Genomic DNA, 26,537 nt, shown 5'->3' on the forward strand with positions numbered 1-26,537 from the left:
GGCGCTCACGGCGACAGGCTCCGCGTGCCCAGCATCACGCGCGTGCAATGTCGAAAATGGTGAGCAAGCCTGCGGCTTTGCCCACCCTACGAACTGCCACTAATGCCGCAGTTGCGGCTTCATAATGGTCTGGCGAACTTCGGCGCCGCAATCGGCGCATTCATAGGTGAAGTCAATCTTGGCCTGGCTCCAATGCGGTTCGACGTCGCGCACATACATCGGAAGTCCGACACAGCTCGGACAAAGGACGAAACCCGGCTCAATGCCATGATGATGAATATAGGCTGGCATGTTGGCTCTCCCCACGGCAGCAATTCACGAGTAGCCCATCACCCGAAGCGCAGCATACGCGCGCGCGGCCAAGCCGATCATCAACTCTCGCGAACACATAATGAACGGCTGCATATTCCTGGCACGTGTTGCAGATTTGCACGGCAGTTCCCGTGCGGCAACAATGTGTCAGCTCTTATCGCGCGACAGCGACTAGCCGAGCAGGTGCTCGGATTTCGGATGCCTCGATGAGCCGGCTCATGAGTCGATCTTCGACGCCTTGTAGGGCTGCGGCTCGAGGCCGAACGCGGCCAGCACGCTGCCGATCGCCACCGTGACGGGATGCATGGCAATGGTCCACTCACGCTCGGTGAGGACCGCGTGCACGGCATATCCGAGCGAGAGCGGCAAGGCTGCCAGCAGCTTGGCCGTCAGCTTCGCCCGCAACCAGAACGTCGGCGTCGCCTTGCGTTGGACGTGATAATTGATCGCCCCGATCTGCAGGCCCCGCATCGCCAGCCATTTCAGGCTGGTCCGGCTTTGCGGCACGGTTTCGCTGATCGCGGCTTCGGCCGCCCAATGAAATCGCAAGCCGAGCCTTTCACAGCGATGGAAGAAATCGGTGTCTCCGCCACCGAGAAAATTGAAACGGAGGTCGAATGCCGGCATGCCCAACCGATCAAACACCGCGCGCCGGATCAGGCAATTGCCGCAGCCATAGATCACCGGCACTGGACCTGAGGCGTCGTAGGCCGGCGCAAAAGCGGGATGGCGCCGCAGCCCACGCTTTCGTTCGTCATCGAATTCAGGAAATACCGGACCGCCGACGATGTCGGCGCCGGTCGCCTCCGCAGTCCCGACCATCTGCTCCAGCCAATCCGGCGAAGCGATTTCGTCATCGTCGATCATCAGAAGGCTGGTGGCCAGGGGGAACATCTGCAGCGCCGTCTCGAAGGCGGCATTGATCGCATAGCAGTTTCCCTGCCGCGGCTCGATCACGCAGAGCCCCGACAATTTCGCCGACGCGAGGTATTCGGCGGCAACCGGCACGCTCTCGCTCCTCGACGCATCGTTCTCCACCATCACGACGGCGAAGCGGCGGCTGGTGCGCTGAACGGCAAGCGACTGCAGCGTCCGGCGCAGGTACTTGGGACGGCGAAAACAGGGGATGCACACCACCGTTTCGATTCCTGGATCGAGCGCCGGTGAAGCCGCCACCAGCGCACGCAGAGCTCTGACCGCCGGATCAGGCCGACCCATCCTGATATCGCCGATCGAGCTCTCTGCCATGAAAGTCTGGTCGTTCACGAATATGTCTCGTCGTCCCGAAACGGGATTGCCGGATTAATTCCGGGACACTTCCGTCTCGATAAAGCCGCTCGCTCGGGGGATTATCCCGTCCTTGCGGACGTAACGCGCACGGTGGTGCAAAAACCGATCCGGCAGCGAAACGTGACGCACCGAATTCCAGCGACGGTTAATGGATGGGGTTAATCCGCGCATCTGGCTGGAGCCGCGCCGGCTGTTCTGGCGCTATTGACCACCAATCCGCGAGCGCTTTATCTGTTGCTGAACAGGAGCCGATCGAGAGATCGGCGGGGCACAAAGCCGATGAACAGCCGTCCAATCATTCTCGTCACCGGCGGTGCGGGCTATATCGGCTCGCATTGCTGCAGGGCGTTGGATAAGGCGGGCTACCAGCCCGTCGTCTACGATAATCTTTCGACCGGCCATCGCAGCTTCGCCGCGGGCACGCTGGTGGTCGGCGACATCGCCGACAGGGCGACGCTGGCGCGGACCTTTGCCGAGCATGACATCGCGGCGGTCATGCACTTCGCTGCGTCGAGCCTGGTCGGAGAATCCGTTGCCGATCCGCAGAAATACTACGTCAACAATCTCGCCGGCACGCTGTCGCTGCTCGAGACCATGCGCGCGGCCGGCTGCAACCGCCTGGTGTTTTCATCGACCGGCGCGGTCTATGGCAGCGCCGACAGCAAGGCGCTGCGCGAGGACTATCCCTGCGCGCCGATCAACCCCTACGGCGCCTCGAAATGGATGATCGAGCGCGTGCTGGCGGATTATCGCATAGCCTACGGCTTCGGCTCGTTCGCACTGCGCTACTTCAACGCCGCTGGCGCCGACCCTGCCGGCGGCATCGGCGAATTGCGCGAAGTGGAAACCCACCTTATCCCCCGCGCGATGATGGCGCTGCAGGGACACGTGCCTGATTTCGCCGTGTTCGGTGACGACTACGACACGCCCGACGGGACGGCGATCCGCGACTACATCCACGTGACCGATCTGGCGGCTGCCCACGTGCTTGCGCTCGAGCTTCTGCTGCAGGGGCATACCGGCGGCGCCTTCAATCTCGGCACCGGCAACGGCTTTTCGGTGCGCGAAATCCTCGCGGCGATCGCCGCCGAGACCCGCCGCGAAGTCCCGCATGTCGTCAGGCCCCGCCGACCAGGCGATCCAACCTATCTGGTCGCCGATCCCTCCGCCGCACGCGCGACATTGAACTTCCGTCCCGCCCATTCGGATCTGGCCACGATCATCCGTACCGCCTGGGCTTGGCACAAGAAGGCTCACCCGCTGAAGACGGGTGCGCCTGGTCGCGACTGAACGGATCCACTCCGTCGGCCTGACGGCGCCAAGGACGAAGACGTCGTGCTGCTGGACATGGGCGAAGGCCCGGCGACCTCAACGGCGGCAGAAGAGAAGCAACCCCGGCCTCGCCGGTCCATTCCCGATACGCAACTATTTTGGGTGCGGCGCGTTTTTGTGTTCTCAACCAGCTTACGGATGTAGAACATGGCTGTTACCGCGCAGATCAAGGAACACATGGACGTCATCTCGTCGGACAGGAAGACGGTCGGAAAAGTCGATCATCTGGAAGGGCCCGACAAGATCAAGCTGACCAAGCAGAGCTCGCCTGATGGTGAGCATCACCACTTCATTCCGGTGTCATGGGTCGATCACGTCGATCAGCACGTGCATCTCAATAAATCAGGCGCGGATGTGACCGCGCACTGGCAGCACGGCCGGCAGTGACCGGCTGACACGCATTGCGCCGCGTGCGGATGTGGATATCATCTGATGACAGGAGATGAGATGCATCCGGCGGCGCGATTGCAGTTCGAACGCTTGATCGGCGAGTATGCACGCTGGCGGGCTGTTCCCGAAACCGAACGATCGCCCGCCCCAGCATGGTGGTGGGGACCGGCGATGGAGTTGCGCAGCGCGCCGCAATCCCTGCCGGCGGAATGGTGTGCCGAGCTTGGCCTGCCCAACCAGGCGACATATGCCGCCGCGGCAGAACTCCTCCTCAAAGCCATCGCGGGACAGACGACCCTGCCCTGGCCCGACGACTTTCCTCGCAAGGCTCCGGACACCAAGCTCGCGCGTGAGCTGCACCCGCAGCCGTCAGACGACGGTGCGTTCCAACCCTGACCCGGCATCCGGCTGCAGCGGCGGCGAGGCGAGCCGCGGTTCGGCCCGGAGCAGATCAGCCATCTGCTTTGCAGGCAGCGGCTTGGAGAACAGAAATCCCTGCATCTCGTCGCAGGCGTGATTGCGCAGAAACACCTCCTGCTCGACGGTCTCGACACCCTCCGCAATGACGGTCATGCCAAGCGCCTTGCCCATGCTGATGATCGCCTGCGCAATGGCCTGGTCTTCGGAATCGACGGGCAGGTCGCGAATGAAAGAGCGATCGATCTTGATGGTGTCGATCGGGAACTGCTTCATCAGCGACATCGACGAATAGCCGGTTCCGAAATCGTCGATCGCGAGGCGAATGCCGCGGCTCTGGATCGCGTCGAGCACCTTGATCGCGCGCGAGACATTCCGCATCACCATGCTTTCGGTGACTTCAAGCTGCAGCAGCACCGGCGACATGCCGCTTGCCAACAGCGCCTCGTCGACATCGTGCAACAGATGCGGATCGGCGAATTGCCGCGGCGACAGGTTGACCGCCATCGTCACCGGCCGCAGGCCACGGCGCTGCCAGGCCATGTTCTGCGCGCAGGCTTCCTTGAGCACCCAGCAGCCGATCGGAACGATCAGGCCGGTTTCTTCGGCGAGAGGGATGAATTGTCCCGGGGAGACGGTGCCGAGTTCGGGGTGCACCCAGCGCAGTAACGCCTCGACGCCGGTGATCTGACCGGTCGCCATGTCAATCTTCGGCTGATAATGCAGCGAGAACTGGTCGCGCTCCAGCGCGCGGCGAAGCGCGCTCTCCAGCGTCAGCCGCTCGATCGACTGTGTCTTGATCTCTTTGGTAAAGAAGCGGAAGCCGTTCTTGCCGTCCTCCTTGGCGAGATACATCGCCATGTCGGCGTTCTTGGTCAGCGTCTGCATGTCGGTGCCATCCGACGGATACATCGCGATCCCGATCGAAGCGGTGGTGTGGCATTCGTGACCGCTGAGCTGCAGCGGCTGGCCCAGTACGGAGAGAAGCCCGCCGGCTATGCGCTCCACCTCGTGACGCTCGGCTGCCTCCTCCAGAATGACCACGAACTCGTCGCCGCCGAGCCGCGCCACGACATCGCTCGAGCGCAGCGCACGGCGTAGCCTGTCGCCGATCTCCACCAGCAACATGTCGCCGGCGTCATGCCCCAGCGAATCGTTGATGACCTTGAACCTGTCGAGGTCGATGAACAGCAGCGCAAACTGCCGCTGGTAGCGCGCGGCGGCATCGATCGCGCGGCGAAGCATGCCGTTGAACATTTCCCGGTTCGGCAGGTTGGTCAGGCTGTCGTGCGATGCCAGGTACTCGATCCGCTCGTCCGCGCGGGTCTTTTCATCCGCGCGGTCGAAATTCTCCAGCGCAAAGGACACGTTGTCGACGAGCCGTTGCAACAACTCGGCAAATTCGGGCGTGAATGTATCCTTCTCGAGCGACATGAACGACATCACACCGACGGCTTTCCCATGCACCAGCAGGGGGAATGAAGCGCCGGAATTCGTACCATCAAGACGCGCACTGTGGTGAAACGCCTCGGTATTGGGATCCGCGAGGTAATCGTTGATGATGCAGGCGCGCTGAGAACGGATCGCCTGACCGCACAGCCCACGTCCCTCCGGGTGTGCCTCACTGGCCGATATCTTTGCCAGACGTGCGCTGAGGGCAGTCGGACCGGCGGCAGCGACAACGTCGAGATAGTCGCTGTCGGGTTTCGTCAACACGATGGAGGTCAGGGTGAACTTGCCGCCGTCGGCCGCGGCCTCGCACACCAGGTCGAACAGCTCCGCCCGCGACGTCGCGCGGATGATCGCCTCATTGGTCGCGCTCAGCGCCGCCAGCATGCGCGTCAGGCGCTCCTTCTGGATTTCGGTCCTCGCCTTGTCGTCGGCGCGGTCGAAATTCTCCAGCGCGAAAGATACGTTGTCGGCCAATCGCTGCAGCAGTTCCGAGAATTCGGGAGTGAAAGTGTCCTTATCCAGGGACATGTAAATCATGACGCCAACTGGCTCGTCATGCACCAAGAGGGGAAAGGCGGCGCCCGACTGAGCGCCATAGCTACCTACGACGGCTTGGAAGGCGGCAACGCGCTGGTCGCTAACATAATCATTGGTGATGCATGGACGCCTGGTTCGGAACGCCGTCCCGCTGAGCCCACGTCCCTCGGGACGGCTTTCATCCGTCGACAACCTCACGTGCCGCGTCGTCTCGGCTGCCGGACCGGAGGCGGCCACGATCCTGAGAAGGTCGCTGTCCGGAGTTGCCAGCGCAATGGTGGCCGACGTGAACCTGCCGCCATTTGCTGCAGCTTCGCACACGAGATCAAAGAGCTCCGTGCGGGACTTGGCCCGCATGATGGCTTCGTTGGTCCTGCTCAAAGCGGCGAACATCCGCGTCAGGCGCTCTTTCTGACTTTCGGTCCTCGCCTTCTCGTCCGCACGGTCGAAGTTTTCCAACGCGAACGACACATTCTCCGTGAGCCGCTGCAGCAGTTCGGCAAATTCGGGCGTGAACGTGTCTTTCTCGGACGAGATGAAGAACATCACACCGACGGGCTGACCGGAAACGAGCAGCGGAAATGCAGCGCCCGACATAGCTCCGTCGCTGTGAATGAACTGACGAAATGCCGATCCTCGCGGATCGGACCGAAAGTCGTTTGCGATGCAAGCTCGCCTGGAGCGGAACGCATTGCCGCAGAGACCGCGCCCTTCAGGCAGATCCGCGTCGGTCGAGACCTTGACCCGCCGCATGTTGTTTGCCGTCGGCCCTGCAACGGCCACCAGATCGATATCGTAGCTGTCGGGGCGGGCCAACAGGATGCTGGTCGAGTTGAACCGTCCGCCGTTTGCGGCAGCTTCGCACACCAGCTCGAACAGCTCTGCCCGCGACGTCGCGCGGACGATCGCTTCATTGGTCGCGCTGAGCGCCGCCAGCATGCGTCCCAGACGTTGCTTCTGGGCGTCGGCCCGCGCCTTCTCACTGGCGCGCTCGAAGTTTTCCAGCGCGAAGGAGACGTTTTCCGCAATCCGCGCCATCAGCGCGACGATCTCTTCGTCCTCCGCCCACAGCTTTCCGACGAAGAACAGCAGCACGCCGATACTCTCATCCGCCTTGATCAGGGGAGCGGCGACGCAGGCGGTAACGCCCGTCTCGCGGGTGGCCTGATGCCAGGGCTGCCCCTGTGTCGAATTGAGGATGTCGTTGTTGACGGCCGGCTGCTGTGTCCGGAATGCCTTGCCGCAGACGCCCGTTCCGTACGGGTTGCCCGCGTCGATCGAGAACGGCGCCCGCATGATCTGTTCGACGATTGCGCCTGTCCCGGCGGCCGGCTTCAGCCAGATCGAATCCGGCTCTGCAAGCAGGACCACTGTGGCCGCGGATTTGCCGCTGTATACCGCGGCGTCGCAAACGCGCTGATAGAGATCCTGTTCGGTCTTGGCGCGAAGAATGGCTTCGTTGGTCGCGCTGATGGCGCCGAACATCCGGTTCAACCGCCGCATCGCACGCTCGCCGTTCTTGCGCGCGGCCTCGTGGTCGAAATTGTCGAGCGCAAACGAAACGTTTGCCGAGACGCGCTCCAGCATCGATACGAGTTGCGCGTCGATCGAGTGCGCCTCGCGCCGCGAGACCAGCAACACGCCGACGCTCTGGCCATTGCAGATCAGTGGCAGCGCTGCCGCCGCGCCCACCTGGTTGGCCTCGGCGCCCTCGCGCCAGGCCAGCGAGCGCGGATCGTTCAGGAAGTCATTGCTGACGCATATGCGCCGGTCGCGAAACGCTTGTCCGGCAACCCCGTTACCCTCTGGCGTACCGGCCACGATCGAAATGTCGATGCTGCGAAGGCGGGGCACGTCATCGCCGCAGCCGGCGGCGAAGCGCAGGAGATTGGTTTCGCTCTCCAGCAAGAAGACCGATACAGCCAGGAAGTCGCCGACCGAGAACGCGGCTTCGCAAACCTTCGCATACAGTTCTTCGGGCGATTTGGCGTACAGAATCGCTTCGTTGGTCGCATTCAACGCCGCGAGTGTGCGCGCGATGTCGGTCGTCACCGTCCCCAAGCTCCCTGCCGGCAGCGCCGGGCTGCCCCTTGTGGATTTTATGCGTGCAACAGGCCTAAATGCTCGTTATTGGCGGCGGGAGTTGCGATTCAGAGTAAATGTCAGACCAACGACGAACGACTCCGCTCCGGAGAACTACGGCCCATTCACGATTTGTCAGCCATACCGCTGGCGCGCGCCGGCTGCGGATGCGGGCCCGCCACAAGCAATTTTCGGATTTTGCAGGATGAAAATCCTGATACGCGAGGGCCGTGCTGACGACATGGCTAACAGGATATTTCCACGCTTGCCCTGCTGCGGGCGCTTTGAGAGCATGCCGGTACCAAGCACGACCCGCGGTTCGCGCGGGCGCTCAAGGTGAGGAAACTCCCATGCCGATGGTCCAGGCCAACCGTCTCACGCGAATCGGCGCGGCCCTGCTTAGGGCTGCCGGTGCAACCGAAGAGGAAGCCAGCGCGGTCGCCGTCGGCTGCGTCAACGCCAATCTCGCCGGCCACGATTCGCACGGGGTGATCGCGATCCCGACCTATGTCGACCGCATCAAGGCCGGCCATATCGTGCCCGGCGCCAAATGGACCATCGTCCAGGAATCGCCGACCACGACCGTGATCGACGGCCATTGGGGGTTCGGCTTTCACGTCAACGCCAAGGCGATGGCCCTGACGATCGAGAAAGCCAAAGCCGCCAATGTCGCCGCCTGCACGGTGTTCCGCCAGAGCCATGTCGGGCGTCTCGCCGCCTATCCGCTGATGGCGATGCGGGCCGGCATGATCGGGATTGCTGCCGCCGATTCCGGCCGCTCGCCGAAGCATGTCGCGCCGTTTGGCGGCCGCGAGGCAAGGCTCGGCACCAACCCGATCTCGATTGCGGTGCCGTCGGATCTTGAGGCGCCGTTCTATCTTGACATGGCGACCTCGGCGGTAGCGGCCGGCAAGATCGCACTGTCGGTCGCGCGCGGCGAACGGATTCCGCAAGGCTGGATCATCGACGCCGAGGGACGGCACACCACCGATCCCACCCAGTATCGCAAGGGCGGGGCGCTGCTGCCGCTCGGCGGCAGCGAAGGCTACAAGGGAAGTGGGCTGGCGGCGATGGTGGAAGTGCTCTGTGGCCTGCTCACCGGCCTCGGTTTTGGCGTCGAGCCGACCGGCCGGCACAACGACGGATGTTTCATGGCGGTGTTCAATGTCGCAGCCTTCCGTCCCCTGAAGGATTTCGAGAGGGAGGTCGGCGAGTTCGCGCGTTATCTCAAATCGACGCCGCCGTCGGAAGGCTCGCCCGGCGTGTTCTATCCCGGCGAGATCGAACATATCCGCGAGCAGCAGCGCAGGCGCGACGGTATCGAGGTCGAGGACGCCACCTGGGAAAAATTGATGGCACTCGCCACCGACTACAAGCTCATCGCCGAGCTCGACCTGAAATGAAATCCAAACCAGTCCGCACAAGGAGAACGGCATGACACGGCAAATGGCGCTGGTGGGATTTTTGCAGGCGCAGAACTGCACCAACCTGCCGAGTTCATGGCGGCACCTGGAATCGCGCGACGATTCGATGTCGGCCGACTACTACCAGGAGATCGCCCGGATCCTCGAAGCCGGCAAGTTCCACATGGCATTCTTCGACGACCGCCTGGCGATGCCCGACCGCTACGGCAACGATCATGCCCACACCGTCGAGTACGGCATCCGCTGCGTGAAGATGGACCCGCTGATCGTGCTGACCACGATGGGCATGGTCACGACGAAGCTCGGCCTGGGGTCGACCTGTTCGACCACCTATTACGAACCGTTCGACGTCGCCCGCCGCTTCGCTACCCTCGACCTGATGTCGGGCGGACGCGCGGGCTGGAACGTCGTCACCTCGCTCAATGACGGCGAGGCCCACAACATGGGCAAGGACGCTCACCTCGAACATGATTTCCGCTACGATCGCGCCGACGAGTTCATGGAAGTCGTGCTCGGCCATTGGGACACCTGGGAAGACGGCTCCTTGATCATGGACAAGAAGAGCGGCCGCTTCGCCGATCCGGCCAAGGTGAAGCGGCTCGATCACAAGGGACAATTCTTCAAGTCGCGCGGGCCGTTCACCGTGCCCCGCTCGGAGCAGGGCCATCCCGTCATCATCCAGGCCGGCGCGTCCGGTCGCGGCCAGCGCTTTGCGGGGCGATGGGGCGAGGTGATCTTCACCGCCGCGCGCAATGTGGCCGCCGCCAAGGAAGGCTATGCGGCCGTCCGCAACGAAGCGGCGAAAGCCGGCCGCGATCCCGACCAGATGTTTCTCTGCAACCTCACCACCCCCGTCTGCGGCGCGACCAAGGCCGAGGCTGAGGACAAGATGGCCGTCATCAACAAGCTACCGCTGGAAATCGACGCGCTGTCGCTGCTGGCGGAAGCACTGAACTTCGACTTCGCCGCCAAGCCGCTCGATGAACCGCTGACCACGGAAGAACTCAAGAGCATGCAGGGCATCCTCGGCATTCGCGACGGCGTACTGAAGGCATCAGGCAAGACCAACCCCAGCGCGCGCGACTTCGTCACCTTCTCCGGTCGCGGCCAGGTGCAGGACGCGATCGTCGGCGGCCCGAAGGAGATCGCGGACAAACTCGAAGAGATGTTCGTCGAGCGCGGTTGCGACGGCTTTGTCATCGCGGCCACCATCGTGCCGGGCTCCTACGCCGATTTCGTCAAGCATGTGGTGCCGGAATTGCAGCGCCGCGGCCTGTTTCACAACGATTATGCCGGCAAGACCCTGCGCGACAATCTCGGCCTGAAACGGCCTGCCGCCGGCGCCTGGAAAGCCCGGCCGCGAGCCGCGGCCGAATAACGAGAGGGCACCTCATGCGTTGGCTCAAATTCACCACCGCCGGCAAGACATCCTGGGGCATTGTCGAGGGTGAGCGCGTGATCGCCGTCGATGGCAATCCGTTCGGCGAATGGCAGCGCGGAACGCCGTCGCATGCGCTGAAGGACGTCAGGATCGAGCTGCCGCTGATCCCGCGCACCTTCTATTGCGTCGGGCTGAATTATCGCAAACACCTCAAGGAAGCCGCCGACAAGGCCGGCACGGTGCCGAACGTACCCGACCGGCCCGAAATCGGCTATCGCGCGCAAAACGCGCTGATCGCCCATGATGAGGATGTGGTGATCCCGGCGAGCGCCACCGAGAAGATTCATTACGAAGGCGAGTTGGTGGTCGTGATCGGCAGGAAGGCAAAACACCTCACCGAGGCCAACGCGATGGATTGCGTGTTCGGCTATACGATCGGCAACGACGTCAGCGAGCGCACCTGGCAGAAGGCCGACCGCAGCCTGTGGCGCTCCAAGAATGCCGACACCTTCAAGCCGATGGGCCCCTGGATCGAAACAGATGTCGACCTCGACAGGATGGAAACGGTGATCCGCGTCAACGGCACGGAAACTGGCCGCTTTCGCACCAACGACATGATCTTCGGCATCGTACCGTTTCTCGTCGAACTCTCCAAATATTTCACGCTGTCGCCGGGCGACGTGATCTGGATGGGTACCGACGGCACCTCGCCTGATTTGAAAGCCGGCGACGTCGTCGAGATCGACATCACCGGCATCGGGACATTGCGGAACAGGTTTGTGAGGGAGAAGCTTTGACGTCCTCAGCAATGAAGACAGGTGGTCAGCGTACACTGAAACAACCGCTCAAATTGAAAGCGTCCCAGAGAAGGAGAAGCGCATGAAGCCCCGGATGAACTACTACCAGGCCGCGCCTGAGACCATCAAAGCGCTTGTCGCTCTGGAGGCCCAGATCGTCGCTTCAGGTCTCGAAAAGTCGCTGATCGAACTGGTGAAGACACGCGCCTCGCAGATCAACGGCTGCGCGTACTGCATCAACATGCACACCCAGGACGCCCGCAAGCTCGGCGAGACCGAGCAACGCCTGTATCTGTTGAGTGCATGGCACGAGTCGCCGCTCTACACCGACCGTGAACGCGCGGCGTTGGCCTGGACCGACGCGCTGACGCTGATTGCTGAAACGCATGCCCCTGACGATCTCTACGAAGACGTGCGCGCCCACTTCTCGGAAGCGGAGACGGTCAATTTGACCATGCTGATCGGGGCTATCAATGCCTGGAACCGGCTGGCGATCGCTTTCCGCGCGGTGCACCCGGTCAAGGCAAAGGCGGCAGTAGCGTAAAGCGAGGAGGTCAACTGCGCTGTCATGCCCCGCGGATGCGGGGCATCCAGTACGCGGCCTCTCGCTTCGAGCACTGAGGTCTCTGGGATACTGGATCGCCCGCTTTCGCGGGCGATGACGGGCCGAGAGTAAGGTGCGGTCTGTCACACCGCCGTTGCCTTGGCGAACTCCACATAGATCTCGCGCAGGCGGTTGGTCATCGGGCCGGGCTTGCCGTCGGCGACCTTCTTGCCGTCGATCGACACCACGGCCTGTACGAACAGACTGGCGCTGGTAACGAAGGCTTCCTTGGCGGCCAGCGCTTCCTCGACGGAGAACGCCCGCTCCTCGACGCGGAGCTGGCGTTCTTCGGCCAGCGCGACGACGGCCTTGCGGGTGCAGCCGGGCAGGATCTCGCTGCCGTTCTGCCGGGTCACGATTACGTCGTCCTGGGTCAGGATGAAGCATGACGACGAGCCGCCCTCGGTCACCTTGCCGTCCTCGATCATCCAGGCCTCGCCGGCGCCGGCCACCGCCGCAGCCTGCTTGGCCAACACCTGCGCCAACAGCGCGACGCTCTTGATATCGCGGCGGGCCCAGCGCAGGTCCGGCACCGTGATCACGTTGATGCCGGTCTTGGCCGACGGCGCATTGATGATGTCCTTGGTTGAGGTGAACATGATCAACGTCGGCTTTACGTTCTTCGGAAACGCAAAATCGCGCCCGGTGTCGGCGCCGCGCGTTACTTCCAGATAAACCATGCCGTTGACGAGATCGTTGCGCGCGACCAGTTCCTTCTGGATCTCCTGGATGCGCGCCGTCGTCTCCGGCAGCGCCAGCTCGATCTCGCCGACCGAGCGCTCCAGCCGCGCCAGGTGCGAGGCGTTGTCGATCAATTTTCCGTCCAGCACGGCGGCGACTTCATAGATGCCGTCGGCAAACAGGAATCCGCGGTCGAGGATCGAGACCTTCGCCTCGGAAAGCGGGACGAACGAGCCGTTGACGTAAGCGATCTGTTCCAAAGTAGAGTCTCCTGTAGGGAATGCGAAACGGGTGTGACGGACGTTATATGCAAGTCATTATTGATGAGGAACTCTCGCCGTCATTCCGGGGCGATGCGCAGCATCGAACCCGGAATCTGGAGATTCCGGGTTCGCCTCTGCGAGGCGCCCCGGAATGACGCTACGTCCCTAATGCGACAGAATCTTCGACAGGAACTTCTGCGCGCGTTCGCTGCGCGGACTGCCGAAGAAGTCCGTCTTCAGCGCATCCTCGACGATCTCGCCCTTGTCCATGAAGATCACGCGATGCGCGACCTTGCTGGCAAAGCCCATTTCGTGGGTGACGACCATCATGGTCATGCCCTCATGGGCGAGGTCGACCATCACGTCGAGCACCTCGCTGATCATCTCGGGGTCGAGCGCCGAGGTCGGCTCGTCGAACAGCATCGCGATCGGATCCATGGCAAGCGCCCGCGCGATCGCGACGCGCTGCTGCTGGCCGCCGGACAATTCGGCCGGATATTTGGTTGCATGTGCCTTCAAACCGACGCGATCGAGCAGCTTGTCGCCCTTGGCCATGGCCTCGTCATGCGAGCGGCCCAGCACCTTCTCCTGCGCGAGACACAGATTCTCGATGATCCTCAAGTGCGGGAACAGCTCGAAATGCTGGAACACCATGCCGACGCGCGCGCGCAGTTTCGGCAGATCGGTCTTGGGATCGTTGACCTTGATGCCGTCGAGAATGATCTGGCCTTCCTGAAACGGTTCAAGCGCGTTGACGCATTTGATCAGCGTCGACTTTCCCGAGCCCGACGGGCCGCACACCACCACCACCTCGCCCTTGGCGACGCTCGTGGTGCAGTCCTTCAGCACCTGGAAACTCGGCCCGTACCATTTATTGACGTGGCTGATTTCGATCATGGGGTCTCACCGAACAATAGCAATGCGTGCCTGCAGGCGCCGGACGCCATAGGACGCGACACAGGAAATCACGAAATAGACCGCGGCTGCGAACAGATACATCTCGACCAGCCGGCCGTCGCGCTGCGCCACCTTGCTGGCGGCGCCCAGGAAATCCGGGATCGACAGCACATAGACCAGCGAAGTGTCCTGGAACAGCACGATGGTTTGCGTCAGCAGCACCGGCAGCATGTTACGAAACGCCTGCGGCAGCACGATGTAGCGCATGGACTGGCTGTAGGTCAGGCCGAGCGCGCTCGCCGCAGCCGGCTGCCCTTTGGAGATCGACTGGATGCCGGCGCGCATGATCTCGGAGAAATACGCCGCCTCGAACATGATGAAGGTGACGAGAGACGAGGTGAACGCGCCAACGCGAATGGGGCGCGACGCACCCGTCAGCCACTGGCCGATGTAGGGCACCAGGAAATAGAACCAGAAGATCACCAGCACCAGCGGCAGCGAGCGCATGAAGTCGACATAGAGCCCGGCGACGCGGCCGAGCAGCTTGTAGCCGGACAACCGCATCAGCGCGATCAGCGTACCGAAAATCAAGCCGCCCAGCGCCGACAACCCGGTCAGCATCAGCGTAAAGCTCATGCCGTCAAGGAACAGATAAGGCAGCGAGCGGCGGATGACATCGAAATCGAGATTGTCGAACATGCTATTTCCCCGTGATGTAGCCGGGGATCGCCAGGCTGCGTTCGAGGAAGCGCATGCCGGTGACGACGACGATGTTGATCGCGAGATACATCACGGTTGCGGCGGTGAAGGCCTCGAACACCTGGAACGAGAATTCCTGCATCGCCCGCGCCTGGCCGGTCAGTTCGATCAGGCCGATGGTGATCGCAACGGATGTATTCTTCACGGTATTGAGAAATTCGGACGTGAGCGGCGGCATGATGATGCGGAACGCCATCGGCAGCAGCACGTAGCGGTAGCCCTGCGCCGTCGTCAGTCCGAGCGCGGTCGCGGCATTCTTCTGTCCACGCGGCAGCGAGGCGATGCCCGCGGCCAATTGCACAGCGACACGCGCCGACATGAACAACCCGACCCCGATCGCCGCCGTCCAGAACGGCGCATTGGGAATCTGCTTTAGCCACAGCCCCGCGCCGCGCGGCAGCAGTTCGGGCAACACGAAGAACCAGAGGAATAACTGCACCAGCAGCGGCATGTTGCGGAAGAATTCCACATAGCCGAAGCCGATCCAGGATGCGGTTCTCGACGGCAGCGAGCGCAGGATGCCGATGATCGTGCCGAAAATCAGCGCGATGACCCAAGCCAGCAGCGCGGTCTGGATGGTCAGCAGCAGTCCCGCCACCAGCATGTCGAGATAGGTCCCCGCCCCTGTCGGGTTCGGCTCGAAAAAGATGTGCCAGTTCCAGTTATAGTTCACGCTGCACCTTGTCCCCGAAAGTGCCGGTAAAGCTCTTGGTTATGACTGCGTATGCAAATGTCCGGCCATTCTTTGCTTTCAAAAAATGGCCGGATCTGCCGGTTGGAAGCCCCTCATCCTGAGGAGCCGCGCATTGCGCGGCGTCTCGAAGGATGAAGGCCCAACTGGGGCCTCATGGGTTCGAGACGGCGCTGGCGCGCCTCCTCACCATGAGGGTCAACAGATCACTTACTTATACGAATCCGGATCCGGCGAGTCCGACGGCTTGGCGAATTCGTTCTTCAGCTCGGCGCTGATCGGCGTGTTGAGGTTCAGGCCCTTGGGCGGGATCTTCTGCGTGAACCACTTGTCGTAGATCTTCTGGCCCTCGCCGCCGGTATAGAGCGCAGCCGTCGCCGCATCGACCACCTTCTTGAAGGCCGGATCGTCCTTGCGCAGCATGATGCCGTAGGGCTCGGGCTTGGAGAACGCATCCTTGGAGATGACGTAATCGCCTGGCGCCTTCGAGCCGGCAACCAGGCTCGCGAGCAGGATGTCGTCCATCACGAAGGCCACGGCGCGATCGGTCTCAACCATCAGGAATGCCTCGGCGTGATCCTTGGCCGGGATGATGTTGACGTTGAGGTTGCGCGCGGCGTTCGCTTCGGTGAGCTGCTTGATATTGGTGGTGCCGGCGGTCGAGACCACCGGCTTGCCCTTCAGATCGTCGATCGAATTGATCTTGCTCGCCTTCTTGGTGACGTAGCGGCTCGCGGTCAGGAAGTGGGTGTTGGTGTAGGAAATCTGCTTCTGGCGCTCGGCATTGTTCGTGGTCGAGCCGCATTCGAGATCGATCGTGCCGTTGGCGAGCAACGGGATGCGGGTCGACGACGTCACCGGGTTGAGCTTGACCTCGAGCTTGTCGAGCTTGAGCTCCTTCTTCACGGCATCGACGATCTTGTAGCAGATGTCCATGGCGTAGCCGATCGGCTTCTGGTTGTCGTCGAGATAGGAAAACGGAATCGACGAGTCGCGGTAGCCGAGCGTGATGGCGCCGGTGTCCTTGATGTTCTTCAGCGTTCCGGTGAGCTCCTGGGCCGTTGCCGGCCCGGCGCACAATGCACCCGCGACCAGACAGCCGATAATATGACGGTGTTTCACGTAACTTCTCCCTCCAAAGGTTTCAGATGATTGCTCATCCACCCTAACTCAGCAACTTGCCGGGCCGTTTGGCCGGCGGTCTCGAACCTGTCTTGGCAGAACCCTTGGCAAGACCCTTGGCAAGACCGCCTCCGGCGTGCCCGGCACTATGCCTGCACAATTCGGACCAAAACAGATTTAGCGCCCGTTGACCATCATGCATTCGGCCCCTGAATGCGACTAAAGACAAAGGCAACGCCCACTTGTCGCCGCCGATCGGGACCAGCCGTTTCCGGCCGGAAGCCGCCACAGTCCCCTCCGTTAACCAAGCCACGCCGCGTCCGCTGAGCGCCATCCCGCACAGCACGTCCGACATGTCGCTTTCAATGGCCCGCACGCCGAAAATGGGGGCGGTCTCCAGGATGAGATCGACCAGCCGGGCGAAATAGACGCCGGGCGAATACATCAAAAGGGGGACCGGATGCGACGCCCGGCCGGGTAGCGACGCGCCTCCCTTCGCCACCAGCGCCTCGCTGGCATAGGGCCGCAGGAATTCGGTGCCGAGCGTGACGCGCTCGTAGCGATCCGGATCGAGATGGATCGGCTGCTGGGCGTGGTGGTAGCAGATCATCAAATCCACGTTGTCGGAGACGAGCGAGGTGACGAGATCGTGGATGTTGCCGACGACCACAGAGCAGCTCAACCGCCGCTCTTGTGACCAGGCCTGCCACCAATGCGGCAGCCGGGCGGTGGCCATCGCGAACGGCAGGGCAATACGGATATGTTCGTTGCGGCGAAGTGGCTTGCCGCCAAGCTCGACGCGGCTGTCGAGCATCTGCCGCAATAGCTCGCCGGCATGCTCGCGAAAGCGCTCGCCTTGCGGCGTGAGCTGCGTCGGGTACACGCTGCGGTCGATCAGGTCGAAGCCGAGCCAGGCTTCGAGGGACTTGATCCGCCGGCTGAACGCGGCCTGGAACGTGTTTCGTTTCTCGGCGGCGCGGGTGAAATTGCCGGTCTCGGCCACCATCAGGAAATCCTGAAGCCAGCGAAGCTCCATCAAGCCCCCCGCATTGCAGGCGACAGCCGCGCCGCCACGACGGCCGCCACGATAGCCGCTCTGGGGCAACGCATGGCTGCGGACGCCAACCGGCGCTGGCTCTCGATGGCAAATGTGAAGCTCCATGCCGGCAAAGGTAGCGGGTCGCCACGCGGCATGACCAATGCAAGCTTTGCATCGCCTCCACTCGCCTTCGCTTCTGCGGCAGTCCCCGTCAATTCTCGCCCGTTCATGTCGCCCGTCCGCATTCGCCCATGATCGCATCTTCCTTAGCCTGCCATGCCTCCGGCAGGTTATGCAAATTTTGCATCATGCAGATTTGGCATCACTGGCGGCGTTCGGCGGCCTTAAACCTGGTGAGCAACACCCCTTCGTCGATCGTTTCTCACGCTCACGTTTTCACCGGCACCGGAGGCGCGCCTCCTTCGGCACAGCGTCACGGACATGGAACGCAAGCTGGTATTTGCGCCGCTCGCGCGCGACGGGCACACAGCCATACGGGTTGCCGGTATCGCCGATCTCGAAAGCGACACCACGATCGATGCAGGACGCGTCGAAGTCCTGCGCCGCGCCTCCGCCGAGTTGCTTGGGATCGACGCAGCCGGTGACGTCGAGCCCTGGTGCGGGCTTCGTCCCATGACACCCGACAGCCGGCCGATCATCGGCTGGTCGCCGCTTGACGGCCTCTTCATCAACTCAGGACACGGCATGCTCGGCTGGACGCTGGCGTGCGGCAGCGCGCGGCTGACGGCTGACTTGATCGGTTGCAAGGCATCGGTCACCGCGACCAGAGCGTTTGCCCTGCGCCGCGCTGCCTAATGGTCGATACGTTGCAAACGAGGGGAGCCGGCCCTCCGGGCCGCGCCCTAGCATCCCGGCGTCGGCCAAATTCCGTAATCCGGGATGCCGCGGCGGACCGATTGTCGCTTGCATCATCTCCAGCCTGTTGCGGCGCGGACGGCGCGAGCCTCCCAGCCACCAACACGCTTTTCTTCCTGGGCGATTTCAGGGATGATCGAGCCCGGGAAGAAACAAGCGGCTCTCGTGTCAAGAGAAGCTGCAGGGGAGTGTTGCATATGTTCAGACGTAGCCATTTGGCGACCGCCATTGCTGCCTTCATGCTGATATCCGCAGCCGCCGGCGCGCAGGAATATCCCACCAAGCCGATTACGCTGATCGTCCCGTGGCCGGCGGGCGGTTCGACCGACATCTCGATGCGCGCGATCGCCGAGAGCGCTTCGAAGGTTCTGGGGCAGCCGATCGCAATCGACAACAAGGCCGGCGGCTCCGGCACCGTCGGGCCTGCCACCATGGCGGCAGGCGCCAAACCCGACGGTTATACCATCGCACAGATTCCGATCACGGTGTTTCGGCTGCCGCTGATGCAGGAAGTCTCGTGGGATCCGGCCAAGGACTTCACCTACATCGTTCATCTCACCGGCTACACGTTCGGCGTCACCACGAGCGCCGAGTCGCAATTCAAGACCTGGAAGGACGTGGTCGACTACGCCAAGCAGAATCCCGGCAAGGTGACTTATGCGACGCCGGGCGCCGGCACATCACTGCATATTGGCATGGAGCAGATCGCCTCGATGGCCGACATCAAGCTGACCCAGGTGCCGTTCAAGGGCGGCGCAGAGACCAATGCCGCGGTGCTGGGCCAGCACACCATGCTGCAGGCGGATTCGACCGGCTGGCGGCCGCTGGTCGACGCCGGCAAGCTGCGGCTTCTGATGGTGTGGACCTCGGCGCGCTCGCCTAACTATCCCAACGTGCCGACGCTCAAGGAGCTCGGCTATCCCATGGTCTACGACTCCCCGTTCGGCATCGCGGGCCCGAAAGGCATGGACCCGAAGATCGTCGCCAAGCTGCACGACGCCTTCAAGAAGGCGCTGGAAGATCCGGCTGTCATCGCCACCCTTGCCAAATTCGACATGGTGCCAAACTACAAGAACACCGAGGACTACAAGAAGTTCGTCGTCGAGGTCACCGAGTCCGAGCGCAAGGTGGTCGACAAGCTCGGCCTGGCGAAAAAGACGAACTAGCTTCGGCCGTGTCCCGGACGCGGTGCAGCGTTCTTCACGCTGCTCCGCAGAGCCGGGACCCACTGCGTCCGCAAACACTACGCCCGCAAATTTATGGACCCGGCTCTGCAGCGCACCATTTCGTGCTGCGCAGCGTCCGGGGAACGGCTGAGAGAGTATCAATGAGTGATCAATCCAACGTCAATTTCCGCCTGAACAATTCAGAACTGTGGGGCGGACTGATCGGGCTCGCGCTTGGCGGCTTTGTCATCTGGTCCGGGCTCAAGCTGAAGCTCGGTACCATCAACGATCCCGGCGCTGGATTCGTGCTGTTCTATACCGGCATTCTGATATGCTTGTTCGCCGCCGCGATCATTATCGCGGCACTGACCGAGGGCGGGCCGACCTTCGGCTCGCGCTGGGAGAATACGCGCTGGACCAAGCCGGTCATCATCATCGCCTGCCTCATCGCGTTCGCGTTTTCGCTCAATACGTTCGGCTTTCTGCTGTCGTCGATCCCGCTGATGGTACTGCTGTTGCGCCTGGTCGATCCGGTGCGCTGGCAGCTCACGATTCCGATCGCGCTACTGGTCCCGCTCGGCATGTGGTGGATCCTCAAACGTTTGCTTTTGATCCAGTTGCCATCCGGCATCTTCGAAATCGGCTGACCGAACCATGGACACGCTCATCAACGTCGCGCATGGCTTCGGCGTCGCGCTTCAACCGGTCAACCTGATCTACTGCTTCATCGGCGTCTTCATCGGCACGCTGGTCGGCGTGCTTCCCGGCATCGGCCCGATCTCGGCGATGTCGCTGCTGCTGCCGATTACGCTGTCGGGGACGCCGGAATCCGGCATCATCATGATGGCCGGCATCTATTACGGCTCGATGTATGGCGGCTCGACCACCTCGATCCTGGTCAACATTCCCGGCGAGGCCGCTTCCGTCGTCACCTGTATCGACGGTCACCAGATGGCGAAGCAAGGCCGCGCCGGCCCGGCGCTCGGCATCTCCGCGTTCGGCTCGTTCATCGCCGGCACCTTCGCGCTGGTCGCGCTGATGCTGGTGGCACCCAAGCTCGCGAGCGTCGCGATCGCCTTCGGGCCCGCCGAGTACTTCAGCCTAATGGTGCTCGGCCTCGTCGTGCTGACCTTCCTGACGCAGGGCTCGATGCCGAAGGCATTGCTTATGGCCTGCATCGGCGTCGTGCTCGGTGTGATCGGTCTCGACAGCATCACCGCGCAGCCGCGCCTGACCTTCGGCCGGATCGAGCTAATCGACGGCATTGGCCTCGTCCCGGTTGTCATGGGCCTGTTCGGCGTCGCGGAGGTGCTGCTCAACACTGAACAAATCATCAAACGCGACATCATCAACACGAAGATCACGCACCTGCTGCCGAGCAAAGCAGACTGGAAGGCCAGCGCGGGCCCGATGTCGCGCGGAACGATCATGGGATTCCTTCTCGGCATCCTGCCGGGCGGCGGCGCGGTGATCTCTTCCTTTGCGTCCTATGCTCTGGAAAAGCGGCTGTCCAAGACACCGGAGCGCTTTGGCAACGGCGCGATCGAGGGCGTGGCGGGGCCCGAAGCCGCCAACAACGCCGCCGCCGGCGGCGCCTTCATTCCGCTGATGACGCTCGGCATTCCGCCGAATGTGGTGATGGCGCTGTTGCTCGGCGCATTCGTCATTCACGGCCTGCAGCCTGGGCCCTTGATGATCACGCAGAACCCCGGCCTGTTCTGGGGCATCGTCGCCAGCATGTATATCGGCAATCTGATGCTGCTGGTACTGAACCTGCCGATGATCGGCATGTGGGTACAGCTCCTCAAGCTGCCCTACAACATCCTGTTCCCCCTGATCATCCTGTTCACCATCATCGGCGTCTATTGCTCAAGCAACAACGTGTTCGACGTCTATGTGATGATCGCGTTCGGCATCATCGGCTACTTCATGCGCAAGCTCGGCTACGAGCCGGCGCCATTGGTGCTGGCCTTCGTGCTGGGACCGATGCTGGAGAACAATTTGCGCAAGTCGCTGATCCTCTCCCAGGGCAATCTGATGACCTTTATCGAACGGCCGATCTCGGCCGCCTGCCTTCTGCTCGCAGTCGTGCTGCTGGTCGCACCATTGCTGCCGTCGCTTCGCCAGAAACGCGAGCTGGTCGCGCTGGATGAAGAGGCGTGAGGCACGGCGCTGCCAATGACTTCTCAGCTCGTCATGCGCGGTCATGACAGAGTCACGCCTTCGCCTTCTCACCGAGGTCCCAGAATATCCCTGCCATGATCGCCAGCGCCTCTTCCGTCACCGGCAGCAGAATGTGCTCGTCCGGCGCGTGCTGCGAACAGCCAGGGTAGGAATGCGGCACCCAGATCGTCGGCAGGCCAAGCCCCTCGGCGAACACGTCATTCGGCAGCGAGCCGCCAAAGTTCGGCAGGATCGCCGGCGACTTGCCGGTGGTCTCCCCGATCGACTTCGCAGTCCAATTCACCCAGGGGCTGTCGACATCGGTGCGTGAAGCCGCGAAACGTTGCGTGCCGCTGACTTCCACCATCGGAAAGCCGTTGGCGTGCAAATGCGCGCGCACGGCGTCGATCACCTCTTCATATTTAGTGCCGACGACGAAGCGGAGCTGCAGCACGGCATTGGCGCGTCCGGGAATGGCGTTGGCCGGCTTCTCGATACTGCCCGACGACATCGCTAGCACCTCCAGCGTATTCCAGGCAAACAGCCGCTCTGCCGGCGATAGCCCCTCCTCGCCCCAGTCGGGCGCCAACGCCGGCTCGTCCGCGGTCGGCTCGATCTTCACATCCGCAAGCGCCGCGCGGACGGCATTCGATATCCGCGGCGGCTTGAGCGCGTCGAGCTTCATCCGTCCCTTGCCGTCGACAAGGCTCGCGATGGCGTTGCAAAGGATCGTCGCCGGATTGGCGAGCACACCGCCCCAATTGCCCGAGTGATGGCCGCCTTCGCGCAAGTTAACATCGAGGTGGATGCGGTTGCCGCCGCGGCAGCCGAGGAAGATCGTCGGTCGATCGGCCGAGAGCCGCGGCCCGTCGGACGCCAGGAACAGATCGGCCTTCAGCGCCTCGCGATGGGTTTCGCACACCTGCCGCAGATCGGGCGAACCGATCTCCTCGCCGGTCTCGATGATGAATTTGGCATTGAAGCCAAGCTTGCCGCCGCGGCTTTCACGCACGGCGCGCAACGCCGCGAGGTTGATGCTGTGCTGGCCCTTGTTGTCGGCGGTGCCGCGGCCATAGACGCGCTCGCCCTTGGTCGTGACTTGCCACGGATCGAGATTGTCGCGCCATTCGCCTTCCATGCCGTCGACGACGTCGCCATGGCCATAGGTGAGCACGGTCGGCAGCGAGGCATCCTCACGATAATCCGCCAGCAGGTACGGACCTCTGCCGGTCGGCGATTCGATGATGCGGGTGGCGAAGTCGAGCGCCGCAAAGGCCGGCTGGAGGTCGTCGACGAGATAGGCGCGCAGCGCCTCGCCGCTGCCGGGGTTCTGGCTTTCGGTCCGATATCCAACCCTGCGGCCGAGCTCGGCGAGAAACGCGCCGGAATGAAGTTGCTCACGCACCCGCGCAATCGCATCGGCTCTGTCAGCCATATTTCTTTCCTTTGTTCGCTAACGTGTTGGGACCGCAACCTATCGGGATAAGCCGCCCGCTGGAAGTGGCAGGGCCCGTCGAATGGCCCTTGCTAAACGCAGCGAGGATGCAACAATTTCAGGCAACAGCCCGGCGTCTAACCGGGCAAATGCGCAAGGGAACTGCGCGCTGCGAGGTTCGCGTCATGACAAAACAAATCCGGCTCAACGCCTTCGCCATGAACTGCGTGGCGCATCAATCGCCGGGGCTCTGGACCCATCCGCGCGACCGCACGCTGGACTACAACCGACTGCCCTACTGGCTCGATCTGGCGAGGACGCTGGAGCGCGGCCGGTTCGACGGACTTTTCCTCGCCGACGTGCTCGGCGTCTACGACGTCTTCGGCAACAGCCCGGACGCGGCGCTGCATAATGCCGCGCAGACGCCGGCCAACGAGCCGCTGATGCTGATCCCGGCGATGGCGGCGGTGACGCAGAATCTCGGCTTCGGCGTCACCAGCAATCTCTCATTCGAGCCGCCCTACCCGTTTGCGCGGCGAATGTCGACGCTCGATCATCTCACGGAGGGCCGCGTCGGCTGGAACGTGGTGACCGGCTATCTCGACAGCGCCGCCCGTGGCGCCGGCAAGGACAAGCAGACCGCGCATGACGACCGCTACGACATCGCTGACGAATATATGGAGCTGGTCTACAAGCTTTGGGAGGGAAGCTGGGAAGACGACGCCGTGCTGCGCGACCGCGCGCGCGGGATTTTTGCCGATCCGTCAAAAGTGCATCGCATCCAGCACGAGGGCCGTAACTACCGGCTCAACGCCATCCATCTTAGCGAGCCGTCGCCGCAGCGAACGCCGGTACTGTACCAGGCCGGCACCTCCCCGCGCGGTCGAAAGTTCGCTGCCCAACATGCCGAATGCGTGTTCATGTCGGGCCCGTCGGCCAAGATCATCGGGCCGCGGGTTGCCGCGATCCGCGCGCTGGCGCAGGAGATCGGCCGCAATCCGGCTGAAATCCTGATGTTCTCCATGATGACGATCATTCTCGGCCGCACCGAGGCAGAGGCGAAAGCGAAATACGCCGACTATCGGGCGCACATCGCGACGGAGGGCGCGCTGGCCTTGATGTCGGGCTGGATGGGCGTCGATTTCTCGAGCTACGACCTCGACCAGGAAGTGCGCCACGTCCAGAACGACGCCGGCCGCACTGCGCTCGACAACGTCACGCGCGCCGATCCCGACCGGGTCTGGACCGTGCGCGAGGTCGTCGAGCATGTCGGCATCGGCGGCGCGGGGCCGGTCGTGGTCGGCACGCCCGAGAAGGCTGCCGACGATATCGAGGCCTGGTTCGAGCAGACCGACGTCGATGGCCTCAACGTCGCGTTCGCCACTTCGCCCGGCGATTTCGAGGACATCGCCGACATGCTGGTGCCTGAATTGACAAAGCGAGGACGGTACAAGAGCGAGTACGCGAAGGGGACGCTGCGCGAGAAGCTGTTCGGCACAGGCCGCGCGCGGCTGACGGAGCAGCATCCGGCGGCGCGATTTCGCCCGCATGTGCAGGCGGCTGAGTAGCGCTCCGTCGTTCCGGGATGGTCCGAAGGACCAGACCCGGAACCTCGAGATTCTCAGGTGCGCAATTGCGCACCATAGTTCGATGCTTCGCATCGCCCCGGAATGACAAGCCTCTCAATTCACCGCGTTACTCACCATCACCTCGATCAGCTTCGCGCCGGGGCGGCTGAAGGCCGACGACAACACGGACTTCAATTGAGAAGGATCGGTCACCTTCGTCGCCTCCAGACCGAGCGATTTCGCCACGCCCGCAAAATCCACCGGGGGATCCACAAAATCCATGCCGACGTAATGATCGTCACCGTGGAAGGCGAGCAGCCGCTGCTTGATGATGCGGTAGCCGCCATTGTTGACGATGACGAACGTCAGCGGCAGCTTGTGGTTTGCGGCCGTCCACAGCGACTGGATCGAGTACATCGAGCTGCCGTCGCCGGAATAACAGACCACTGGCCGCTCCGGGTTAGCGAGGCTGACACCGACAGACGCCGGCAGTCCCCAGCCGATGCCGCCGGAGGCCAGCGCGTGATAGCCGTAGCGATCGCGGTGCGGACGCAGCGCGATCATCTGCCGCGACGACGTCAACCCCTCGTCGACCAGGATCGCGTTGTCGGGCATCGCATCGATCACCTGCAGCGCCAGCCAGTCCGGATCGATCGGCGAAGTCTCGGCATGTTTCGAAATCTGTTCGATCAGCGGCTTGCGCCTCGCGGTCCAGTTCTTCGAAATGAGTGCGTCCAATCCCTGGCTCGCGCGCGCCTGGAGCGTGCTGCCGCCGGCGATCTTTAGAGCCGGGACCAGGGCGCGCAAGGTTTCCCGCACATCGGCCTTGAGCGCGATGTCGGCGCCGTAATTCCTGGCGAGGTCTTGATCGACCAGGCCGATCTGCACGATCGACACCCCGTCCGGCAACGGATCGACTTCGCTGTAGACCGACATCCGCAAGGGATCGCCGCCGAGCGCGATGATGAGATCGTACGGCGACAGCGCGTCACGGGCGATCTTCTGGATGCGCGCCAGCGCACCCATGAAGCACGGGCTTTCCGACAGGAAATGGGCGCCATAGGGCGTCGGCGACTGGTAGGCTGGGCAACCCAGCGTTTCCGCGAGTTGAGCGGCCTCCTGCAACGCATCGCTTTTCACGATCTCGTCGCCGACAATGATCACCGGCCGCTCTGCCTTGAGAATCCGCGCGGTCAGCGCCTGCAACGATTCTTCCGACGGCTTGACGCGCGTATCGACGCGGGTCGAGCGGCCGAGTTCGATGCCGGCCTCGGCATTGAGGATGTCGCCCGGCAGCGAGATGAACACCGGCCCCGTCGGTGGCGTGGTCGCGATCTTGGCGGCGCGGCGCACGATCCGCGGCAGGTCCTCCAGCCGCGTCACCTCCACCGCCCATTTCACCAGGGGCGCAGCCATCTGCACCAGCGGACCATAAAGCACCGGCTCCGTCAGGCCGTGTCCCTGCTCCTGCTGGCCGGCCGTCAGGATCAGCGGCGTGCCCGTGAAGCTGGCGTTGTAGAGCGAGCCCATCGCGTTGCCCAGACCGGGCGCGACATGGACGTTGCAGGCGACGAGCTTGCCGGAGGCGCGGCTGAAGCCGTCGGCCATCGCGACGACCAGGCTTTCCTGCATCGCCATCACATAGGTGAGGTCGGGATGGTCCTTCAGCGCGTGCATGATCGGCAGTTCGGTGGTGCCGGGATTGCCGAACAGATGCGTAACGCCCTCGTCCTTCAGCAGCGCCAGGAATGCCGAACGGCCGGTGATCTTGTTCTTCATTTTTCCTCCCGCCCGCCGCTTCGATGACGTGCGGGGCGGAAGCAGATGACCAAACTTGGCGCATGTAAGCAATGGATCGC

At 62.9% G+C, this 26,537-nt stretch carries 22 protein-coding genes and 1 pseudogene; 12 read left to right on the forward strand and 11 right to left on the reverse strand.

The genetic code is table 11. From position 1 onward, the window contains the following. Window positions 1–99: 99 nt before the first annotated feature. Together LMTR3_RS03255 and LMTR3_RS03260 are read right to left on the reverse strand one after the other, a co-directional pair. Entirely contained in the window at window positions 100–291 is a 192-nt protein-coding gene (locus tag LMTR3_RS03255) for a hypothetical protein (RefSeq protein ID WP_065743670.1), read from the reverse strand. Window positions 292–528: 237 nt separating this feature from the next. Then, window positions 529–1,560, reverse strand: a complete 1,032-nt coding sequence (locus LMTR3_RS03260) for a glycosyltransferase family 2 protein (RefSeq protein ID WP_502686600.1) — start codon at window positions 1,558–1,560, stop codon at window positions 529–531. Between the two features lie 321 nt (window positions 1,561–1,881). Between LMTR3_RS03260 and galE the strand changes: the two genes are divergently transcribed. From galE to LMTR3_RS03275, 3 genes are all read left to right on the forward strand, one after another. After that, window positions 1,882–2,892, forward strand: coding sequence for a UDP-glucose 4-epimerase GalE (gene galE / locus LMTR3_RS03265; protein ID WP_065743671.1), 1,011 nt, complete (start codon window positions 1,882–1,884; stop codon window positions 2,890–2,892). Between the two features lie 189 nt (window positions 2,893–3,081). Beyond that, entirely contained in the window at window positions 3,082–3,321 is a 240-nt protein-coding gene (locus LMTR3_RS03270; protein ID WP_057841461.1) for a DUF2171 domain-containing protein, read from the forward strand. Between the two features lie 60 nt (window positions 3,322–3,381). Next, window positions 3,382–3,720, forward strand: a complete 339-nt coding sequence (locus LMTR3_RS03275) for a hypothetical protein (RefSeq protein ID WP_065743672.1) — start codon at window positions 3,382–3,384, stop codon at window positions 3,718–3,720. Here LMTR3_RS03275 and LMTR3_RS03280 read toward each other — a convergent pair. Next, window positions 3,694–7,782 carry a bifunctional diguanylate cyclase/phosphodiesterase gene (locus LMTR3_RS03280; protein ID WP_065743825.1) on the reverse strand — a complete coding sequence of 1,363 codons (4,089 nt, stop codon included), beginning with the start codon at window positions 7,780–7,782 and terminating at the stop codon, window positions 3,694–3,696. The genes LMTR3_RS03275 and LMTR3_RS03280 overlap by 27 nt on opposite strands. Before the next feature lie 380 nt (window positions 7,783–8,162). On the opposite strand from LMTR3_RS03280, the gene LMTR3_RS03285 reads away from it, so the two are divergent. From LMTR3_RS03285 to LMTR3_RS03300, 4 genes are all read left to right on the forward strand, one after another. Next, window positions 8,163–9,215, forward strand: coding sequence for an Ldh family oxidoreductase (locus tag LMTR3_RS03285; RefSeq protein WP_065743673.1), 1,053 nt, complete (start codon window positions 8,163–8,165; stop codon window positions 9,213–9,215). 31 nt (window positions 9,216–9,246) lie between these two features. After that, a complete protein-coding gene (locus LMTR3_RS03290) occupies window positions 9,247–10,614 on the forward strand; it encodes an LLM class flavin-dependent oxidoreductase (RefSeq protein WP_065743674.1) in 1,368 nt (455 codons plus the stop codon). Window positions 10,615–10,628: 14 nt separating this feature from the next. Beyond that, window positions 10,629–11,414, forward strand: coding sequence for a fumarylacetoacetate hydrolase family protein (locus LMTR3_RS03295; protein WP_065743675.1), 786 nt, complete (start codon window positions 10,629–10,631; stop codon window positions 11,412–11,414). A gap of 82 nt (window positions 11,415–11,496) precedes the next feature. Continuing rightward, window positions 11,497–11,958, forward strand: a complete 462-nt coding sequence (locus LMTR3_RS03300) for a carboxymuconolactone decarboxylase family protein (RefSeq protein ID WP_057841466.1) — start codon at window positions 11,497–11,499, stop codon at window positions 11,956–11,958. 143 nt (window positions 11,959–12,101) lie between these two features. Here LMTR3_RS03300 and LMTR3_RS03305 read toward each other — a convergent pair whose 3' ends face one another. From LMTR3_RS03305 to LMTR3_RS03330, 6 genes are all read right to left on the reverse strand, one after another. After that, a complete protein-coding gene (locus LMTR3_RS03305; RefSeq protein WP_065743676.1) occupies window positions 12,102–12,959 on the reverse strand; it encodes a D-amino-acid transaminase in 858 nt (285 codons plus the stop codon). Window positions 12,960–13,127: 168 nt separating this feature from the next. Beyond that, complete coding sequence (locus tag LMTR3_RS03310; protein WP_065743677.1) at window positions 13,128–13,859, reverse strand: amino acid ABC transporter ATP-binding protein; 732 nt, start codon at window positions 13,857–13,859, stop codon at window positions 13,128–13,130. Window positions 13,860–13,865: 6 nt separating this feature from the next. Continuing rightward, window positions 13,866–14,558, reverse strand: a complete 693-nt coding sequence (locus LMTR3_RS03315; RefSeq protein ID WP_065743678.1) for an amino acid ABC transporter permease — start codon at window positions 14,556–14,558, stop codon at window positions 13,866–13,868. A 1-nt stretch (window position 14,559) separates the two neighbouring features. After that, a complete protein-coding gene (locus LMTR3_RS03320; protein ID WP_065743679.1) occupies window positions 14,560–15,291 on the reverse strand; it encodes an amino acid ABC transporter permease in 732 nt (243 codons plus the stop codon). 228 nt (window positions 15,292–15,519) lie between these two features. Continuing rightward, window positions 15,520–16,431, reverse strand: coding sequence for an amino acid ABC transporter substrate-binding protein (locus LMTR3_RS03325; protein WP_065743680.1), 912 nt, complete (start codon window positions 16,429–16,431; stop codon window positions 15,520–15,522). A gap of 43 nt (window positions 16,432–16,474) precedes the next feature. Beyond that, entirely contained in the window at window positions 16,475–17,437 is a 963-nt protein-coding gene (locus LMTR3_RS03330) for a LysR family transcriptional regulator (protein ID WP_245319721.1), read from the reverse strand. Between the two features lie 435 nt (window positions 17,438–17,872). Here LMTR3_RS03330 and LMTR3_RS03340 point away from each other — a divergent pair. The 4 genes and pseudogenes from LMTR3_RS03340 to LMTR3_RS03355 all read left to right on the forward strand — a co-directional run. Next, window positions 17,873–18,286, forward strand: a pseudogene (locus tag LMTR3_RS03340) (FAD-dependent oxidoreductase); the annotation flags it as partial. A gap of 257 nt (window positions 18,287–18,543) precedes the next feature. Next, window positions 18,544–19,512, forward strand: coding sequence for a Bug family tripartite tricarboxylate transporter substrate binding protein (locus LMTR3_RS03345; RefSeq protein ID WP_065743684.1), 969 nt, complete (start codon window positions 18,544–18,546; stop codon window positions 19,510–19,512). A gap of 161 nt (window positions 19,513–19,673) precedes the next feature. Then, a complete protein-coding gene (locus tag LMTR3_RS03350) occupies window positions 19,674–20,159 on the forward strand; it encodes a tripartite tricarboxylate transporter TctB family protein (RefSeq protein WP_065743685.1) in 486 nt (161 codons plus the stop codon). A gap of 7 nt (window positions 20,160–20,166) precedes the next feature. Next, window positions 20,167–21,675 carry a tripartite tricarboxylate transporter permease gene (locus LMTR3_RS03355; protein ID WP_065743686.1) on the forward strand — a complete coding sequence of 503 codons (1,509 nt, stop codon included), beginning with the start codon at window positions 20,167–20,169 and terminating at the stop codon, window positions 21,673–21,675. 52 nt (window positions 21,676–21,727) lie between these two features. On the opposite strand, the gene LMTR3_RS03360 is transcribed toward LMTR3_RS03355, so the two are convergent. Beyond that, window positions 21,728–23,110 (reverse strand): M20 family metallopeptidase, encoded by a 1,383-nt coding sequence (locus LMTR3_RS03360; RefSeq protein WP_065743687.1) that lies wholly within the window; start codon window positions 23,108–23,110, stop codon window positions 21,728–21,730. Window positions 23,111–23,295: 185 nt separating this feature from the next. Here LMTR3_RS03360 and LMTR3_RS03365 point away from each other — a divergent pair, with 185 nt between their 5' ends. Next, window positions 23,296–24,678, forward strand: a complete 1,383-nt coding sequence (locus LMTR3_RS03365) for an LLM class flavin-dependent oxidoreductase (RefSeq protein ID WP_065743826.1) — start codon at window positions 23,296–23,298, stop codon at window positions 24,676–24,678. A gap of 114 nt (window positions 24,679–24,792) precedes the next feature. Here LMTR3_RS03365 and LMTR3_RS03370 read toward each other — a convergent pair whose 3' ends face one another. Further along, complete coding sequence (locus LMTR3_RS03370; protein WP_065743688.1) at window positions 24,793–26,457, reverse strand: thiamine pyrophosphate-binding protein; 1,665 nt, start codon at window positions 26,455–26,457, stop codon at window positions 24,793–24,795. Window positions 26,458–26,537: the final 80 nt, after the last annotated feature.

The sequence above is a fragment of the Bradyrhizobium sp. LMTR 3 genome (assembly GCF_001693485.1).
Lineage (GTDB): Bacteria > Pseudomonadota > Alphaproteobacteria > Rhizobiales > Xanthobacteraceae > Bradyrhizobium.